This is a genomic window from Micromonospora narathiwatensis, from assembly GCF_900089605.1.
GTDB classification, from domain to species: Bacteria; Actinomycetota; Actinomycetes; order Mycobacteriales; family Micromonosporaceae; genus Micromonospora; species Micromonospora narathiwatensis.
This window is the reverse complement of record NZ_LT594324.1, coordinates 3,884,894-3,902,124: the sequence shown is the minus strand read 5'-3', so window position 1 is coordinate 3,902,124 and position 17,231 is coordinate 3,884,894. Positions and strand designations below refer to the sequence as shown.

Genomic DNA, 17,231 nt, shown 5'->3' with positions numbered 1-17,231 from the left:
CTGAGCCTACCGGCCGGGCGCCGATCGGGCCGCCAAGGCGGGGACCGAAAATCGGAACGAAGCCGGCACAGATGAACAATAGCCACTTGGATTTAAGTTTGCCCTAATTACCACTCGACCGGGCCGCACGCTCCGGCCGACGCTCCGGGTTCGATCTGCAACGTGGCGTGATCGATCCGGAAGTCCTCGTGCAGGGCGGCCCGTGCCGCGGCCAGCACCTCGCCCACCTCCGCGTCGGGAGCCACGGTCAGGTGCGCCGACGCCACGTCCATCCCGGAGGTGAGCGTCCAGACGTGCAGGTCGTGCACCTCGGCGACGCCGGGCACCGCGGCCAGCCGGTCGCGTACCGCGGTGACCTGGAGGTGTTCCGGGGCGGCCTGCACCAGGATGCGGACCGCGGCCCGCCCGAGCCGCCAGGTCCGGGGCAGGATGAACAACCCGATCGCGACGGCGACCAGCGGATCGGCCCACCACCAGTCGGTGAACACGATGACCAGCGCGGCGGCGATCACGCCGAGCGAGCCCAGCAGGTCGCCGAGCACCTCCAGGTACGCCCCGCGCAGGTTGATGCTCTCCTGCGCGCCGGCCCGCAGCAGCGCGAACGCGACGATGTTGGCGAGCAGGCCGAGCACCGCCACGGCCAGCATCGGCCCGGCGAGCACCTCCGGCGGCTCGCCGAACCGGCGTACCGCCTCGACGAGCACGTACGCGGCGACCGCGCCGAGCAGGATCGCGTTGGCGAGCGCGGCCAGCACCTCCAGCCGGTAGAGCCCGAAGGTGCGCTGCGGATCGGTGTTGGCGCGCCGGGTGGCGGTGATCGCGGCGAGCGCCATGCCGATGCCGAGCACGTCGGTGAACATGTGCCCGGCATCCGAGAGCAGGGCCAGTGAGCCGGTGGCGAACGCGGTCACCGCCTCGACCAGCATCAGGGCAGTGAGCAGCCCGAACGCGGCCCAGAGCCGACCTTGGTGGCGGTGTGCGGCGTTGGTGACCGTGCCGCTGTGGTCATGACCTGCGCCCACGCCCACACCCTTTCGTCCCGCGACCCGCCCGGGCACAATCTATGCTCACATCGCTATGTATGCAAGTGATCGTCCGGGCGACGGGAAGCGCCGGCTCGGGCGCCCGCGGCCACGCCGCGACCGCAAGCCGTCGTCAGCGCACCGGGTCGAGCGTGGTGAGGCGCTGGGTGGCCCGGGACAGCGCCACGTAGAGCGTCCGTACCCCCGAACCGGGATCGGCCCGGATCTCACTCGGCGCCACCAGCACCACCCCGTCGTACTCCATGCCCTTGGCCTGGAGGCTGGTCACCACCTGGAGCCGGCCGCCGCCCAGGTCGCCCAGCCAGCCGGCGACCTCGTCCCGGCGCGGCACCGGCGTGATCACGCCGACCGTCCCCTCGACCTCGGCCAGCAGCGCGTCGGCCGCCGCGACGGTCGCGGCGGGCAGCTCGGCGACGGGCACGGTCCGCTCCACCGGCGGCACCCCGGTGGAGCGCACCGCGGTCGGCAGCGCCAGGTCCGGGTAGCGCCGGCGGATCTCCGCCGCCGCCACCGCGAAGATCTCGGCCGAGTTGCGGTAGTTGGTGGTCAGCTCGTAGCGGGACCGGCGCCGCCGCCCGAGCGCCTGGTCCCGGGCCCGGGTCAGCTCCTCCGGGTCGCCCGTCCAGGCGGTCTGCGCCGGGTCGCCCACCACCGTCCAGGAGGCCAGCCGGCCGCGCCGGCCGATCATGCGCCACTGCATGGGCGAGACGTCCTGCGCCTCGTCGACCACCACGTGGGCGTAGTCGCGGTAGTCCTCCGGGCGTTCCCGGGCGGCGGCCCGGGCCGCCCGCTGCCGGTCGGCGAACGTGCTCAGCTCGCGGACGCCCCCGGCGAGCTGGAACGGGTCGCGCTTCGGCTTCGTCCGCTGCACCGGCTTGCCGAGCAGCGCGTCCAGCTCGTCCAGCAGGGCGATGTCCGCGATGGTCAGCCCCTCGGTGTCCAGGGTCCGGTACGCCTCGGTCAGCAGCCGGATCTCGCCGGCGGCGAGCACGCCGCCCGCGTACCGGCGCAGCCGCTCGGGGCGGGCCAGCCAGCCGAGCACGTGCCGCGGGTGCAGCCGTGGCCACCATGCCTTGAGGAACTCCCGGAACTCCGGCCGGTCGATGATCTCGTCCTCGAACGCGGGCTGCTCCGGCAACCGGCCGATCCGCAGCCCACGGGCCTGCTTGTACAGGGCGGCGAGGACGGCGTCGAAGCCGGCCCGGCGCACCTCGTTGCGGCGCGCGCCACGGGACAGCGTCCGGTCCCGGATCGCGTCCAGCTCGGCCCGGCCCAGCCGGAGCAGTTCGCCCCGGTAGAGCAGGCGCAGCTCGGTGGGGGAGTCCGGGACCGCGTCCCGGACCGCGCGTTCCAGCACCCGGCGCATCCGCAGCGACCCCTTCACCGCCGCCACCTCCGGCGGGTCGGTGCGGGTCGCCGACATGCCCCAGAAGAGCGAGCCGAGCGAGTGCAGGGTGGCGGTCTCCTCGCCGAGCGAGGGCAGCACCGAGGCGATGTACTCGACGAACACGCCGGACGGGCCGACCACCAGGATGCCGCCGCCGGCGTACCGGGCCCGGTCGGAGTAGAGCAGGTACGCGGCCCGGTGCAGCGCCACCGCGGTCTTGCCGGTGCCCGGGCCGCCGGAGACGATCGTGACCCCCGAACCGGGCGAGCGGATCGCCTCGTCCTGCTCCCGTTGGATGGTGGCGACGATGTCCCGCATGCCCCGCCCGGTGGCCCGGGACAGCGTGGCGAGCAGCGCGCCGTCGCCGACCACCGCCAGGTCCGGCGGCGCCGCCTCCGGGTCCAGCAGGTCGTCCTCGATCCGGGTGACCCGCTCCGCCGACGACTGGATGGTGCGCCGGCGTACCACGCCCATCGGGTCGGCCGGGGTCGCCTGGTAGAAGGCGGCGGCGGCCGGCGCCCGCCAGTCGACCACCAGCGTCTCGGCGTTCTCCCCGCGTACGCCGAGCCGGCCCACGTGCAGCACCTGCCCGGTACGCAGGTCGAGCCGGCCGAAGACCAGCCCCTCGTGCTCGGCGTCCAGCACGTGCCGGCGCTGTGCGGCGTGGAACACCATCGCGTCCCGCTCCACCAGCGCGCCGAAGTTGCCGACCCGGGCCAGCCGGTAGCCCTCCCGCTCGGCCTCGGCGGCCGACCGGCGCAGTTCCGCCAGGCGGGCGTACACCCGGTCGAGATGTCGCTGTTCGACGGCGATCTCCCGGTCCAGGGTGGTTTGGTCGCTCAAGGCGGGGGCTCCTGTGGTCACGCGGCGGGTACGACGGGCTGAATGAGGGTACGGGCCGTCGTCGCGGCCGTTGTCGCGGCCATGCCGGTGCCCGGGCTCCGCCGGTGCCGGATGCCCGTTATCCGGGCGTTCCCACCCCGTGGTCGGCCGTTCCCCTCGCCGCCACCGACCGCGCGGTCAGCCTGTCCGGCCCGGCCGGCGCGGTCAGCCGGACTGGCCCGGCCGGCTCGGTGAGAGCCCGGTGGAGCACCGCGGCGAGGGCCTGGTTCACCTCGTCCGGGCGCTCCATCATCAGCATGTGGCCGGCGCCCGGACAGACGGTCAGCTCGGCGGTGGGCAGCGCCGCCGCGATCGACCGGGCGCACGGCGGCGGGGTGAGCCGGTCCCGGTCGCCGACCAGCGCGGCGGCCGGCAGGTGGCCGAGCGCGGTCAGGGTGTCCAGCCGGCGCTGGGCACCGATCGAGGCGCGGAACCCACCGATCGACCGGAGCGAGGCGTGTGCCACCGCCGAGGTGACCAGCCGGATGTCGGCCGGGTCGCACCGGTCGCCGAAGAGCAGCCAGCGGATGCTCGGACGCAGGGCGCGCAGCAGCGCGTGCGGGGGACGCCAGGAGCCGCAGCGGGCCAGCACCCCGGCGCCGGTGGTCTCGGCGAGCCGGATCAACCGGGCGATCCGGGGCGAGATTCCGTAGACCGTGTGGGTGTGCCCCTCGGCGGTGGTCGACACGAACAGCAGCCCGGCGACCCGGTCGGCGAAGTGCCCGGGGTGGCGGTGGGCGTACTCCATCACGGTCATCCCGCCCATCGAGTGCCCCACCAGCACGACCCTCCCACGCGGGGCGATCTCGTCCAGCACCGCGGCGAGGTCGTCGCCGAGCTGGGCCAGGGTGGCCGTACGCAGCGCCATGCAGCTCGACCGGCCGTGCCCACGGGCGTCGTACGCCACCACCCGCACCCGGTCACCGAACCGTGCCCGCAGCCCGGCGAGCTGGCGGTGCCAGCTACGCCCGTCCAGCGTCCAACCGTGCAGCAGGACCGCCGTGATCTCGGCGTCGACCGGCCCGGACGCCGCCACGTGCAGGCGTACGCCGTCGGGTAGCCGTACCTCAAGTTCCTCCGGCATCGGTCCACCTTCCCAGGCCCACCGGTGTCGCACACCGGGTAACCCGGCGGTGACGATCCGGCTACCCGCCAATCACAGCACGGCAACCGCTCAGGTGAAAGATTCCCGCGTGCCGTGCCGGCCGAACCGGCGGCGGAGACGACGAACCGCCCGCCAGGCGACCTGGCGGGCGGTTCGGGTGACGCGGTGCGGGGCTCAGCCCTCGAAGACGCCGGCCTCGACGAGACGCTTCTCGGCGGCGTCCCAGCCGTGCTCCGGGTAGGCGGCGGCGAGGCTGTTGAGCTCGGCGCGGACCTTGGCGGCGTGGCCGGCCGCGGCCAGCGTCCGGATCTCCTCGACGAAGGCCTCGGAGTCGGTGCGCAGGTGCGCGGTCTTGCCGTTGGTCAGGTTGCGCACGTAGGCGTGCTTGCCGCCGTTGAGCGGGATGAGGTACTTGAACTCGCCCAGCACGCTGAGGGCGCCACCCTGGCCAGCCTGGCCGGCCCGGACTGACGCGCGCGCGGTCTTAGAGGTGTTGCTCGCCACGGAGGTACTCCTTGCAGACGTACGGGAGGACTGAAACGTCCGGGGGCTTGGTGCGGGTGACGTCCGGGTGGGCGTCGGCCCGCGAAGATTGTGCGGCGGCACAGAACCGCCCAGAGAACTGTACACGACCTCGACGCCTGGCTGGTCGTCGCGCCGTCACGGTGGTCAACGGGGTCAGCCACCCGGGTATTTCCCGCCGACCGGTAGCGGCGAATTTTCCGATTCGCTGGCGTACCATCCGTCACACCGGTCATCATGTGTTGCGGGTGCCACTCTGGTGGACGAGGTCGTAGGGGAAGACGCACCTCGCTCTCCGGGAGGTCACCGTGCAAACGCGTGGCGTCGTATACGTCCACTCAACCCCGCTCGCCGTGTGCTCACACGTCGAGTGGGCGATCGCGCGCGTCCTCGCCGCGCCGGTCAACCTGCACTGGACGGCACAGCCCGTCGAGCCCGGCGCGCGCCGGGCCGAGTGCGGGTGGACCGGTCGCCCGGGGACGGGCGCCGAGCTGGCTGCTGCCCTCCGGCAGTGGCCCATGATCCGTTTCGAGGTGACCGAGGAGCCGAGTCCGGGCGTCGACGGCGAGCGGTTCATGTACGTCCCGGGGCGGGGCCTGTTCCGGGCCACCGTCGGCGCGGCCGGCGACATTCAGCTCGGCGAGGACCGGCTGCGCGGCATCCTGGCGTCCGCCCGTGCCCCGGAGGCGCTCGCGCACGCCCTCGACAAGGCGCTCGGCACCGCCTGGGACGCCGAGCTGGAGCCCTACCGGTACGCCGGCGACGGCGCGCCGGTGACGCTGCTCACTCGGGTGGGCTGACCAGAGGTCAACTTGCCCCGATACGCGGATAACTGGTGGGATGTTCCGTGTGTCGACCACCCCTCGGCGTACCTTCGTCGCGCTCGTCGTACTGACCGCGCTGCTCGTCTCCGGGTGCGCGGGCGAGCCCGACGGGTCCCGCCCCGAACCGATCCCCACCGACCCCGCGGCCCGGGCCGCGGCGCTGGTACGGACCCTCGCCGACGAGGACCTGGTCGGCCAGGTGCTGATGCCGTACGCGTACGGCAGTTCGGCCACCCAGGTCTCGCCCGCGTCGGCCGCCGGCAACCAGGAACTGGCCGGGGTCGACACGCCCGCCGAGATGGTGGCGAGGTACCGCCTCGGCGGGGTGATCCTGGTCGGGTTCAGCGCCGACGACCCCACCGCCGGCAACCAGGTCACCACCAACGTCGACAACCCGGCACAGGTCCGTGAGCTGACCACCGGGCTGCGCGAGGCGGCCGGCAAGCTCGCCGCCGGCCCGGCGCCCTTCCTGATCGGCACCGACCAGGAGCACGGCGTGGTCACCCGGATCGCCGACGGCGTGACCCTGCTGCCCAGTCCGCTGGCCGCCGGCGCGGCCGGCGACCCGGCGCTGACCGAGGCCGCCTGGCGGGCGGCCGGCGCCGAGCTGGCCGCCATGGGGATCAACATGGACTTCGCCCCGGTCGCCGACGTGCTGGCCACCCGCAGCGCGGTGATCGGTTCCCGCTCCTTTGGCGCCGACCCGGAACAGGCCTCGCCCCAGGTGGCCGGCGCGGTCCGGGGGTTGCAGGCCGAGGGGGTGGCGGCCAGCGTCAAGCACTTCCCCGGGCACGGCCTGAGCGCCGACGACTCGCACAAGGAACTGCCGGTCGTCGGCCAGTCCCGCGACGTGCTGGACCGGACCGCGTTCCCGCCGTTCCGCGCCGGGATCGACGCGGGCGCCATGGCGGTCATGTCCGCGCACCTCGACGTCCGGGCGATCGACCCGGGCACCCCGGCCACCTTCTCGCACAAGCTCCTCACCGACGTGCTCCGGGGCCAGCTCGGCTTCCAGGGCGTGGTGATCACCGACGGGATGAACATGGCCCCGGCCATGCGCTGGTCGCCGGGGGAGGCCGCGGTCCGGGCGCTGAACGCCGGCAACGACCTCATCCTGATGACCCCGAACGTGAGCCAGGCGTACGACGGGCTGCTCGCCGCGCTCCGGGACGGGTCGCTGCCCCGGGCCCGGCTGGTCGATGCGGTCACCCGGGTGCTGACCATGAAGTTCAAGCTGGCGGACCGGCCCACCCCCGACATGTCGACGCTGGGCGACGCCGAACACGGCCGGGCCGCCGCCGACCTGGCCGCCGCCGCGGTCACCATGCTGCGCGGCCGGTGCGACGCCCCGGTGGCCGGGCCGGTCACGGTGACCGCCGCCGCCGGGCGGGACCGCGCCCGCGCCGCGCTGAGCGAGGCCCTCACCGCCGCCGGGGTCGACGTCGCGCCGAGTGGTGGCCGGATCGTGCACCTCGTCGGGTACCACGACGGCGCCGCCGACCTGCGGGACGACGCGGCCGTGACGGTGGCGATGGACACCCCGTACGTGCTCGCCGACGCGAAGTCGCCGACCCTGCTGGCCACCTACTCGTCCAGCCCGGCGTCGATGACCGCGCTGGCCGGCGTACTCGCCGGCAAGGCCCGCCCGACCGGCCGCTCCCCGGTCCCGGTGACCGGCCTGCCGGCCACCGTCTGCGGCACCTGACCCGTGCCGCCGGGGCCGCCCGGAGGGCGGACGGCCCCGGCGGATCCGCGGCACGAGTTCAGCCGGCCGCCGGCGCCTCGGGCCGGGCGCGCAGCGCGGCGATCAGCCACTCCATGGCCGGCACGGCCGCCGGGAACGGCGGTTGGCGGCGGAGCACCCCGACGAGCTGCCAGTACCGCTCGACCCGCTGGTCGGTGAAGGTGGCCAGCCGGGCGGCCAGCGCCCTGCGGTCCGCGTCGGAGCAGGCCGGGTCGACGATCCGGTCGAGGACCTCCCGACCGGCGGGGGAGTCCGGGGCGATCCCGGCGGCCACCGCCTCCCGGGCCGGCTCGACGCTGGGCAGCGGCTCGGGCGGGGGCTGGTCACCGGACGCCCCGGCGACCGCCATCTCGCGTACCCGGCGGCGGAAGGCCGGATCCTGCACCAGGGTGGCCAGCTCCACCCAGGCGTCCACCTCGGCGTCGGTGGGTTCGTCGGGCAGCTCGGCGGGGAGCGCCCGCATGGCGTCGGCGAGCCCGGCCCCCGGTGCGTCGCCCGGCAGGCCGGCGAAGACCTCCGCCACGAAGTCGTCGATGATGCGTTGCCGCTCCCGGGCGGAGAGCCGGGCCAGATCGTTCACGAGTCTCAACTCCTCGGTCGTACCACCACGTCTCGTGATCGACCGCAGCACCGCCCGGTGCAGCCGCAGGGCCCGGATCTCGGCGTCCAAGGCCCGTACGTGCGCCGCCGCCACCTCCGTCACCGTGGCCTGCCGGTCCAGGATGGCCCGGGCCGGTTCCAGCCCGATGCCCAGCTCGCGCAGGGTGCGCAGCAGCTCCAGCCGGGCGACGGCGGCGGCGTCGTAGAGCCGGTGCCCACCGGCCGAGCGGACGGTGGGCGGCAGCAGACCCTCGTCGGACCAGAACCGGATGGTGCGTACGGGCAGTCCGGCGCGGTGGGCGAGCTGCCCGATGGTGAACATGCGGTCGTCCACGGCCACAGCCTGCCTCCTCCAGCCGCTGGAGATTCAAGCCCGGAGGTCGCCCCTGGGTCGAGCGAAATGGGCTGCGGGACCGGGCGACCGCTGGCAGGGTGGGCGTCCATGGGACAGCACGCGCAGGGTTTCGACTACGTAGAACGGGCCGACGGCTCCGTCGTGATCCGCCACCACGGGCGGACGGCGGCCACGCTGCGCGGCGGCCGGGCCGCGGAGTTCCTCGCCGAGGTCGACGACGACCCGCAGCCGGTGATGGCCCGGTGGACCGGCAACTACCGCCGGGGCAACGAGCGGACCGCCCGGCAGCACCCCCGCAACCGGGCCTGAGACGCGTCAGGGCCCGCGGCCCCGGGTGGGCGCGGACCCTGCGATGCGTTGATGCCTACAGCGGGATGTTGCCGTGCGCGCCACGGGCGGCGGGTGCCGCCGCGAGCGCCTCGGCGATCCGCCGCCGGGTCTCCTCCGGCTTGATCACGTCGTCCACCACGCCGATCTCCAGCGCCCGGTTGACGCCACCGGCGACCTTGATCTGCTCCTCGATCAGCTGGGCGCGCAGCGCCTCCCGCTCCTCGGCGGGGGCAGCGGCCAGCCGCTTGCGGTGCAGGATGTTGACCGCCGCGCTGGCCCCCATCACCGCGACCTCCGCGTTCGGCCAGGCGAAGACCGCGGTCGCGCCCAGCGAGCGGGAGTTCATCGCGATGTACGCGCCGCCGTACGCCTTGCGGGTCACCAGCGTCACCCGAGGCACCACCGCCTCGGCGAAGGCGTGCAGCAGCTTGGCCCCGCGCCGGACCACGCCGTCCCACTCCTGGCCCAGGCCGGGCAGGTAGCCGGGAACGTCGACCAGCACGACCAGCGGCACCCCGAGCGAGTCGCACATCCGCACGAAACGGGCCGCCTTCTCGGCGCTGGACGCGTCGAGGCAGCCGCCCAGCCGGAGCGGGTTGTTGGCGATCACGCCGACCGTCCGGCCGGCGAACCGGCCGAGCGTGGTGACGACGTTCGGCGCCCACTTGGCGTGCAGCTCCACGCCCGGCTCGTCGAGCAGCGCCTTGACCACCGGTTTCACGTCGTACGCCCGGCTGGCCTCGGCCGGCATCTTCGCGGCCAGGTCGTGCCCGTCCCCGGCGTCGCCGGCCACGTCGTCCGGGCAGAGCCGGCCCTGGCGGCCGAGCAGCGCGGCGAGCCTGCGCGACTCGGCCAGGGCCGTCTCGTCGTCCTTGCACGTCACGTGCACCACGCCGGAGCGCCGGCCGTGCGGCTCCGGGCCGCCGAGGCGCTCCATGTCGACCTGCTCGCCGGTGACGCTGCGGACCACCTCGGGACCGGTGACGAAGATCCGGCCGGTCCCGCTCATCACCACGATGTCGGTCAGCGCCGGCCCGTACGCCGCGCCACCGGCGGCCGGACCGAGCACCACCGAGATCTGCGGCACCCGGCCGGAGGCCCGGACCATGGCGGCGAAGACCTGACCGACGGCGTCGAGCGCGACCACGCCCTCGGCCAGCCGGGCGCCGCCGGAGTGCCAGAGACCGAGCACCGGCACCCGTTCCCGGACCGCGGCGTCGATCGCGTCCACGATGTGCCGGCACCCCTCGGTGCCCATCGCGCCGCCCATCCGCGTGGCGTCGGTGGCGTACGCGATCGCCGGCGTACCGTCGATCTCACCCCGCGCGCAGAGCACGCCCGAGGTGTCCCGCGGCGCCAGCAGGCGCAGCGAGCCGGCGTCGAACAGCGCCCGGAGCCGGACCTCCGGATCCCGGTGGTCCACAGTCGCGCTGTCCGCGTTGACGGCGGTTGAGGTCACTGGTGCCTCCCTGGCAGTGGTCTCAGGCCCGCGTGAAGACGAGGGCCACGTTGTGGCCGCCGAAGCCGAACGCGTTGTTCAACGCGGCGGGGATCTCCATGTGGCGCGCCTTGTGTGCGGCCACCTCCAGGGTGAGACCGTCATCCGGGTCGTCGAGGTTGATCGTCGGAGGTACGACACCGTCGCGGATGGCCAGGATGGCGGCGATCGACTCCAGCGCCCCGGCCGCGCCGAGCAGGTGCCCGGTCATCGACTTGGTCGCCGACAGCACCGGGTGGTCACCCAGCGCCTTGTGCAGCGCGCCGATCTCCAGCATGTCACCGACCGGCGTGGAGGTGGCATGCGCGTTGACGTGCACGATGTCTCTCTTGGCGATGTCCGCGTCCGCGATCGCCTTCCCGATCGCCCGGATCGCGCCCTCGCCCTCGGCGTGCGGCTGCACGATGTCGTACGCGTCGGAGGTGATCCCCGCGCCGGCCAGGCGCGCGTACACCCGGGCGCCGCGGGCGGCGGCGTGCTCGGCCCGTTCCAGGATCACCACGCCCGCGCCCTCACCGAGCACGAAGCCGTCGCGGCCCTTGTCCCACGGCCGGGAGGCCTTCTCCGGCTCGTCGTTGCGGGTCGACATGGCCCGCATCGAGGCGAAACCGGCGATCGGCAGCGGGTGGATGACCGCCTCGGTGCCGCCCGCCACCACCACGTCGGCCCGGCCGGAGCGGATGATGTCCAGGCCGAGCGCGATCGCCTCCGCGCCGGTCGCGCACGCGCTGGCCACCGAGTGCACCCCGGCCTTGGCGCCCAGCTCCAGCCCGACCCACGCGGCCGGGCCGTTCGGCATCAGCATCGGCACGGTGTGCGGGGAGACCCGCCGCGGGCCGGACGCCTCCAGGATGTCGTCCTGGGCGAGCAGGGTGGTGGCCCCGCCGATGCCGGAGCCGATGCTGACCGCCACCCGCTCCGGGTCCGGCCCGGAGCCGGCCAGCCCGGCGTCGGCCCACGCCTGCTGGGCCGCGACGATGGCGATCGCTTCGGACCGGTCCAGCCGGCGCAGCTTGACCCGGTCCAGCACCTCGGCGGGCTCCACGGCGAGCTGGGCCGCGATCCGGACCGGCAGTTGCTCCGCCCACTCCTGGGTGAGGGCACTCACCCCGGAGCGGCCGGCGAGCATGGCGTCCCAGGTCGACGCGACGTCCCCGCCGAGCGGGGTCGTCGCGCCGAGCCCGGTGACGACGACGTCGGGGCGACTCATGATCAGGACTGCGCCTCGATGTAGCTGACGGCGTCCCCGACGGTCTTCAGGTTCTGCACCTCGTTGTCCGGGATCTTGACGCCGAACTTCTCCTCGGCCGCCACCACGACCTCCACCATGGAGAGCGAGTCCACGTCGAGGTCGTCGGTGAAGGACTTCCCCTCGGCCACGTCGTCCGGGTTCACCCCGGCAACCTCTTCGAGGATCTCGGCGAGGCCGGCGGTGATCTCGTCACGGGTCATTGCGGTTGGTTCCTCTCATCGGGGGTTCACGACGGTCGGCGTCGCCGGCCGTCACTCCTCGGCGCACTCGCGCCCGAGGGGGTCTTCTCTTCAGGGGCAGCGGACGACCTGACCGGCGTAGGTCAGGCCGCCGCCGAAGCCGAACAGCAGCACCGGGGCCCCGGCCGGCACCTCACGCCGCTCGACCAGCTTGGACAGGGCGAGCGGGATGCTCGCCGCCGAGGTGTTGCCGGACTCGACGATGTCCTTCGCGATGATCGCGTCGGGGATGTTCAGCCGCTTGGCGATGCCGTCGATGATCCGCGCGTTGGCCTGGTGCGGCACGAACGCGGCCAGCTCGGCCGGGGTCACCCCGGCCTTCTCGCAGGCCTGGAGCGCGAGCGGCGCCAGCGCGGTGGTGGCCCAGCGGAAGACGGTTTGCCCCTCCTGCGCGACGTACGGGCGCCAGCCCTCGATGCGGACCGCGTCGCTCTTCTCCGGCACCGAGCCCCAGACCACCGGCCCGATCCCGGCCGGCTCGTCCTCGGCGGTCGCGGTGACCACCGCCGCCCCGGCGCCGTCGCCGAAGATGATGCAGGTCGAGCGGTCGGTCCAGTCGGTGAAGTCGGAGAGCTTCTCCGCGCCGATCACGATCGCGTTGCGGGACGCCCCGGCCCGGACGGCGTGGTCGACCGTGCCGAGGGCGTACGCGAAGCCCGAGCAGGCGGTGTTGACGTCGAACGCGCCCGGGGCGTTGATGCCCAGCTTGGCGGCGACCCGGCAGGCCACGTTCGGGCTGCGGTCGACCGACGTGCAGGTGGCGACCACCACGAGGTCGATGTCGGCGGCGGTGAGGCCGGAGTTGGCCAGCGCCTTGCCGGCGGCGGCCGCGGCCATGTCGGCCACCGTCTCGTCGCCGGCGATCCGCCGGGTGGCGATGCCGACCCGGTCCCGGATCCACTCGTCGTTGGTGTCGACCAGTTGCGCGAGGTCGTCGTTGGTCACCACGCGGGAGGGCTGGTAGTGCCCCATCGCGACAATCCGGCTGCCCGCCATCAGTACTTACCTTCCGTTCGCGGCTGCGGGACTCGCAGGCCCGGCTCGTTCCTCGCGCTCACGCGTGTCCTCCGATCCGGGCGAGGGGCTGGCCCGGGGCGACCGGGTCGTCGTGGTGGGCGAGCCACTCGGTGAGCAGCCCGCTGCCGTGCGCGGTCACCTCGACCGGCCCCTGCCGGGTGGCGACGTGGCCGATGACCTGGCCGGCGTGCAGGTCGACGCCCTCGGCCAGCTCGGCCAGCGGCTCGAAGGTGCCGGCGGCGGGGGCGACCACCACCCGGAACTGGATCACCGGCTCGTGGCCGCTCAGGCCGCTGTGCCGGGCGATCAGGTCCCGCGCGGCGGGCAGGTCGTCGGGGGTCTTCAGGGTGACGATCTCCGGCGCGCCCTCGCCCTTGAGCTCCCGCTTCACCAGCCCGGCCAGGGTGCCGGCCGGCGGCAGCTCGATCACGCCGGTGACGCCGAGGTCGGCCAGGGTACGCATGCACAGGTCCCAGCGGACCGGGGCGGTCACCTGGCGGACCAGCCGCTGGACCATCTCCCGCCCGTGGTTGACCGCCGAGCCGTCCAGGTTCGACAGGAGGATCCGGGCCGGGTCGGCCGGGGTGATGCCGGCGGCGACGGCGGCCAGGGCGGCCTCGGCCGGGGCCATGTACGGGGTGTGGAAGGCGCCGGCCACCTGGAGCCGGGTGACCCGGGCCCTTGCCGGCGGCTCGGCCGCGAGCTTCTCCAGGCCGGCAACCGGACCGGCGGCGACGACCTGGCCGGTGCCGTTGCGGTTGGCGGGGTGCAGCCCGTGGGCCTCGATGACGGCGACCACCTCGTCCGGGTCGCCGCCGAGCACGGCGGCCATCCCGGTCGGTTCGAGCGCGCAGGCGGCGGCCATCTCCCGGCCGCGTACGCCGGCGAGGGTGACGGCCGCCTCGGCGGGGAGCACCCCGGCCAGGGCGGCGGCGCCCAGCTCGCCCACGCTGTGCCCGGCGACCAGCGCGACGTCGTGCATCGGCAGGTGCTCGGCGGCGAGCAGCGCGGCCGCGACGAGCAGCGGCTGCGTGCGGGCGGTGTCCTTGATCTCGTCGGCGTCCGCCTCGGTGCCGAGGTGGAGCAGGTCGACCCCGGCCAGCGCGGACCACCAGCGCAGCCGCGCCTCGGCACCGGGCAGGGCGAGCCATGGAGTCAGGAAGCCGGGTTTCTGGGAACCCTGTCCGGGTGAGAGTACGGCGAGCACGTCTACGACTCTGACGGATACTCGCGGGTCGCGCTGTAACGCATGGCACCAAGCCGTACTAGGAGCTTTGGAGGAACCCTACAAAGATCGGCGACGATCATCACCCGTCTGCGAGGTTTTCCGACCCCCTGGGCTCAATGTCTGACTCGGGACGGGTGTGCCCCCCGGGACCACCGGGTCGAGCCGCCCCACGGTCAACGCCACCTGCAGCGCGAACGAGTCCCGGGGGACCAGTGGCGAGAAGCCGGTCACCTCGGCGACCCGCTTGAGCCGGTAACGCACGGTGTTCGGGTGCACGTAGAGCGCCCGGGCGGCGCTCTCCAGCGTCCCGCCGGCGGCGAAGAAGGCGTCCAACGTCTCCAGCAGCTCGCCACCGGCGCGGGCCAGCACCGCGTACACGTCGTGCCGCAGCCGGCGACGGGCATCGGCGTCGCCGGCCAGGGCCCGCTCCGGCAGCAGGTCGGCGGCGGGCACCGGGCGGGGCGCGGTCGGCCAGGCCGGCGCCGCGCGGAACCCGGCCAGCGCGGCCCGCGCCGACTCCGTCGCCTCGTCCAGACTGGGTACGGCCGGACCGACCACCACCGGCCCGTCCCCGAACGCGGGCAGCAGCTTGTCGGTGGCCGCCAACAGGTCGGCCGCCCCGCCGAGCACGATCACCAGCCGGTCGCCGTGCACGCCGCCGATCACCTCGACCCCGATCCGGCGGGCCTGCCGGTAGACGGTGTGCAGCACAGCGGCCACCTCACCGCCGGGGGACCGGCCCACCGCCACCGCCACGGGCGGCGCGTCCGTCCAGCCCAGCGCCGCCGCCCGGCTGGCCAGCACGTCCGGCGAGTCGCCGCGCAGCAACGCGTCCACCAGCAACGCCTGGAGCCGGGCGTCCCACGAGCCGCGCGACTCGGCGGCGCGGGCGTACACCCGGGCGGCGGCGAACGCGATCTCCCGGGAGAACCGCAGCACGGCCTCCCGCAACGGCTGCTCCTCGCCCTCGGCGGCCAGGTGCGCCACCTGCTCCTCGACCACCTCGATGGTCACCTTGATCAGCGCCACGGTCTGCTGGAGGCTGATCGAGCGGGCCAGGGCCTGCGGCGCGGCGGCGAACACCTCGTCGGAGACCTCCTGGGTGCTGTCGGCCGCGCCGCCGCCCTGACCCAGCCACTGCACCAGCGACCGGACGCCGGCCTGGGCGACCAGCATGACCCAGGCCCGTTGGTCCGCCGGCAGCTCCCGGAACCAGGGGAGGGCCTCGTCCATCCGGGCCACGCTGGCGGTGGCCAGCGCGCCCGCCGCCCGTTCGATCCGGCGCAGCGTGGCCGACAGGTCGGTCCCGCCCGGTTCACTCACCGCCTCAGCCTGACACGCCCTGACCAGGGTCTCCACACCGAGGTGGTCAGGTGCGGCCCGGGACGGCGCAGCGGGTTGCGTCGGGCCGGGAACGATCGGTGAGAATGACCTCTCGTGACCGACACCCGGAACGCCCAGGCCGACCTCGCTCGCGACCTCTCCGCCACCTGCCGGCTCACCGGCCGGTTCGTGCTCCGGTCCGGCCGGATCGCCGACGAGTACTTCGACAAGTACCGCTTCGAGGCCGACCCGGTGCTGCTGGACCGGGTCGCGGCGGGGCTGGCCGAGCTGGTCCCGCCCGGCACGCAGGTGCTGGCCGGCCTGGAACTGGGCGGCATCCCGGTGGTCACCGCGTTGGCCCGGCACGTCGGGCTGCCCTGCGCCTTCGTCCGCAAGACCGCCAAGGCGTACGGGACGGCCCGGCTCGCGGAGGGCGCGGAGGTCGCCGGCCGGCGGGTGCTGGTGGTCGAGGACGTGGTCACCTCGGGCGGTCAGGTGGTGATCTCCACCGGTCAGCTCCGCGAGCTGGGCGCGCAGGTCGACCACGCGCTCTGCGTGATCGACCGCGCGGAGGGCGGCGCGGCGGCGCTGGCGGCGCACGGGATCGCATTGCGTGCCCTGGTCACCCGCGCCGACCTGGACGGCGCCCGCTAGCCGGACAGCGGGTTCGTTCCAGGGCCGGCCGACCCGGTACGCGCTGGACACCCTGTCGGGCCCGGCCAGTACGGTGTCAGGTGGCACGCCGGGGCGACCGCCCGACGGGCGACAGCGAACGTGAGGAGACCGGGATGGCGCACGGGGAGGCCGAGCACGGCTGCGCCCAGGACGAGCCCTGCCGCCCGGGCCACCACGAGCAGCCGGCGTCCGCCAAGCACCCCCGCCGGACGGGGGTGGCCCATCCGGCCGAGCCGCCGGCCGGGCGAGCGGCCGAACGCGGCGACGACGACCCGCCCGCGCCCCGGCAGCGGGCCGCCGAGCCGCTGCTGCCGGCCGTGCCCGACCCGGTCAGCGGCCAGGGCTGCCGCAGTGACCTGCCCGGGTGGGCGGGCGCACACCAGCACGGCGCCGTCCGCCCCCGTAGCCGCGCGGTCCGCCGGGAACGACCGCCACGGCGCTGGTGCTGACCCCGGGGCGCGCCCGGGGCAGGGTGGTGCCGGTGGGCTGAGGCCCGCCGCCGGCGCCCGGCCTCAGCGGGTACGCCGGCGGACCAGCAGCGCGATGCCGGCGAGCCCGACGGTGATGACCACCATCACCCCGGCGTTGAGCAGCAGCAGTCGCTGGAGTTCGTTCATCGTCGCGTCGAGGTCCTGCTTCGGGACCAGCGAGTCGTCCGGAATGACCCGTCCGCCCCCGCCGGCGCCGCCGCTGATCGTGTCGAACTGCGGCTCCAGCGGCACACCGGCGGAGCGTAGCGTCTCGGACATGTTCAGCCGGCCGAAGAACCAGCCGGCCAGGGTCTTGCTCCGGTCGGGCTGCTTCGCCGGCCGGTAGATCCGGGGACCGCCCTTGGCGAGCGGGTAGAGGTCGTAGGTGTTCTTCGGGACGTCACCGGCCAGCACCACGACCGTGTACTTCGGACCGAGGTCCGCCGCCTGTGGACCGCGCTGCTGGCCCGTACGCCCCAACCAGTCGACCTGGTCGAGGACCGCGTTCACCTCGGTGGGGCGGGTGTCGGCGCGCAGCCGCAGGGGCTCGTCCAGCTCATCGCCGGTGATGTCCACTCCGGCCACCGGGGGCTTGGGCGTCGTCGCGTGGGCCGCGGTCGTGCCCGCCAGGGTCAACGCGCAGGCGGTCGCGAGCACCGCCCCGGCCACGGCCGCCAGCAGCCGCCTCACCCTCCGGACCATAGCCGCCTCCTCGCCCCGTTCGATGGCTGGCTTCC

16 protein-coding genes and 1 pseudogene are annotated in these 17,231 nt (G+C 74.5%); 5 read left to right on the top strand and 12 right to left on the bottom strand.

All coding sequences use genetic code 11. The annotated features are described in order from the left end of the window. Nucleotides 1-107: 107 nt before the first annotated feature. The 4 genes and pseudogenes from GA0070621_RS16595 to GA0070621_RS16580 form a co-directional block, all read right to left on the bottom strand. Nucleotides 108-1,022, bottom strand: a complete 915-nt coding sequence (locus tag GA0070621_RS16595; RefSeq protein WP_091202517.1) for a cation diffusion facilitator family transporter — start codon at nt 1,020-1,022, stop codon at nt 108-110. Nucleotides 1,023-1,155: 133 nt separating this feature from the next. Then, on the bottom strand, nt 1,156-3,273 hold the full coding sequence (locus tag GA0070621_RS16590; RefSeq protein ID WP_091196695.1) for a HelD family protein: 2,118 nt from the start codon (nt 3,271-3,273) through the stop codon (nt 1,156-1,158). Between the two features lie 211 nt (nt 3,274-3,484). Then, nucleotides 3,485-4,396: pseudogene (locus GA0070621_RS16585) on the bottom strand (alpha/beta fold hydrolase); the annotation flags it as partial. A 195-nt stretch (nt 4,397-4,591) separates the two neighbouring features. Beyond that, nucleotides 4,592-4,921, bottom strand: a complete 330-nt coding sequence (locus tag GA0070621_RS16580) for a hypothetical protein (RefSeq protein ID WP_091196692.1) — start codon at nt 4,919-4,921, stop codon at nt 4,592-4,594. Between the two features lie 326 nt (nt 4,922-5,247). Here GA0070621_RS16580 and GA0070621_RS16575 point away from each other — a divergent pair, with 326 nt between their 5' ends. Beyond that, complete coding sequence (locus GA0070621_RS16575) at nt 5,248-5,739, top strand: DUF3145 domain-containing protein (protein ID WP_091196690.1); 492 nt, start codon at nt 5,248-5,250, stop codon at nt 5,737-5,739. Between the two features lie 40 nt (nt 5,740-5,779). After that, nucleotides 5,780-7,468, top strand: coding sequence for a glycoside hydrolase family 3 protein (locus GA0070621_RS16570; RefSeq protein ID WP_091196687.1), 1,689 nt, complete (start codon nt 5,780-5,782; stop codon nt 7,466-7,468). A 58-nt stretch (nt 7,469-7,526) separates the two neighbouring features. On the opposite strand, the gene GA0070621_RS16565 is transcribed toward GA0070621_RS16570, so the two are convergent. Continuing rightward, nucleotides 7,527-8,441, bottom strand: coding sequence for a helix-turn-helix domain-containing protein (locus tag GA0070621_RS16565; RefSeq protein ID WP_091202516.1), 915 nt, complete (start codon nt 8,439-8,441; stop codon nt 7,527-7,529). A gap of 108 nt (nt 8,442-8,549) precedes the next feature. Between GA0070621_RS16565 and GA0070621_RS16560 the strand changes: the two genes are divergently transcribed. Then, on the top strand, nt 8,550-8,771 hold the full coding sequence (locus tag GA0070621_RS16560) for a hypothetical protein (protein ID WP_091196684.1): 222 nt from the start codon (nt 8,550-8,552) through the stop codon (nt 8,769-8,771). Between the two features lie 55 nt (nt 8,772-8,826). On the opposite strand, the gene GA0070621_RS16555 is transcribed toward GA0070621_RS16560, so the two are convergent. The 6 genes from GA0070621_RS16555 to GA0070621_RS16530 form a co-directional block, all read right to left on the bottom strand. Beyond that, nucleotides 8,827-10,251: an acyl-CoA carboxylase subunit beta gene (locus GA0070621_RS16555; RefSeq protein ID WP_091196681.1), complete on the bottom strand. Its 1,425-nt coding sequence runs from the start codon at nt 10,249-10,251 to the stop codon at nt 8,827-8,829. Nucleotides 10,252-10,273: 22 nt separating this feature from the next. Further along, complete coding sequence (fabF, locus tag GA0070621_RS16550; RefSeq protein ID WP_091196678.1) at nt 10,274-11,500, bottom strand: beta-ketoacyl-ACP synthase II; 1,227 nt, start codon at nt 11,498-11,500, stop codon at nt 10,274-10,276. A gap of 2 nt (nt 11,501-11,502) precedes the next feature. After that, nucleotides 11,503-11,742 carry an acyl carrier protein gene (locus tag GA0070621_RS16545; RefSeq protein ID WP_007072348.1) on the bottom strand — a complete coding sequence of 80 codons (240 nt, stop codon included), beginning with the start codon at nt 11,740-11,742 and terminating at the stop codon, nt 11,503-11,505. A gap of 90 nt (nt 11,743-11,832) precedes the next feature. Next, entirely contained in the window at nt 11,833-12,777 is a 945-nt protein-coding gene (locus GA0070621_RS16540) for a beta-ketoacyl-ACP synthase III (RefSeq protein WP_091196675.1), read from the bottom strand. 58 nt (nt 12,778-12,835) lie between these two features. Then, the gene (locus GA0070621_RS16535) at nt 12,836-14,005 is read right to left on the bottom strand and encodes an acyltransferase domain-containing protein (protein WP_091196673.1); all 1,170 of its coding nucleotides are present in this window, start codon (nt 14,003-14,005) and stop codon (nt 12,836-12,838) included. A 78-nt stretch (nt 14,006-14,083) separates the two neighbouring features. After that, entirely contained in the window at nt 14,084-15,385 is a 1,302-nt protein-coding gene (locus GA0070621_RS16530; RefSeq protein ID WP_269455356.1) for a PucR family transcriptional regulator, read from the bottom strand. Nucleotides 15,386-15,463: 78 nt separating this feature from the next. On the opposite strand from GA0070621_RS16530, the gene pyrE reads away from it, so the two are divergent. Beyond that, nucleotides 15,464-16,003: an orotate phosphoribosyltransferase gene (gene pyrE, locus GA0070621_RS16525; RefSeq protein WP_091196668.1), complete on the top strand. Its 540-nt coding sequence runs from the start codon at nt 15,464-15,466 to the stop codon at nt 16,001-16,003. 134 nt (nt 16,004-16,137) lie between these two features. After that, nucleotides 16,138-16,473 carry a hypothetical protein gene (locus GA0070621_RS16520; protein ID WP_091202514.1) on the top strand — a complete coding sequence of 112 codons (336 nt, stop codon included), beginning with the start codon at nt 16,138-16,140 and terminating at the stop codon, nt 16,471-16,473. Nucleotides 16,474-16,536: 63 nt separating this feature from the next. On the opposite strand, the gene GA0070621_RS16515 is transcribed toward GA0070621_RS16520, so the two are convergent. After that, nucleotides 16,537-17,196 (bottom strand): hypothetical protein, encoded by a 660-nt coding sequence (locus tag GA0070621_RS16515; protein ID WP_091196665.1) that lies wholly within the window; start codon nt 17,194-17,196, stop codon nt 16,537-16,539. Nucleotides 17,197-17,231 lie beyond the last annotated feature (35 nt).

Coding starts and splice junctions, on each gene's coding strand:
- GA0070621_RS16540 (WP_091196675.1), bottom strand. CDS start 12,777: ATGGCGGGCAGCCGGATTGTCGCGATGGGGCACTACCAGCCCTCCCGC.
- GA0070621_RS16515 (WP_091196665.1), bottom strand. CDS start 17,196: ATGGTCCGGAGGGTGAGGCGGCTGCTGGCGGCCGTGGCCGGGGCGGTG.
- GA0070621_RS16560 (WP_091196684.1), top strand. CDS start 8,550: ATGGGACAGCACGCGCAGGGTTTCGACTACGTAGAACGGGCCGACGGC.
- fabF (WP_091196678.1), bottom strand. CDS start 11,500: ATGAGTCGCCCCGACGTCGTCGTCACCGGGCTCGGCGCGACGACCCCG.
- GA0070621_RS16545 (WP_007072348.1), bottom strand. CDS start 11,742: ATGACCCGTGACGAGATCACCGCCGGCCTCGCCGAGATCCTCGAAGAG.
- GA0070621_RS16520 (WP_091202514.1), top strand. CDS start 16,138: ATGGCGCACGGGGAGGCCGAGCACGGCTGCGCCCAGGACGAGCCCTGC.
- GA0070621_RS16570 (WP_091196687.1), top strand. CDS start 5,780: ATGTTCCGTGTGTCGACCACCCCTCGGCGTACCTTCGTCGCGCTCGTC.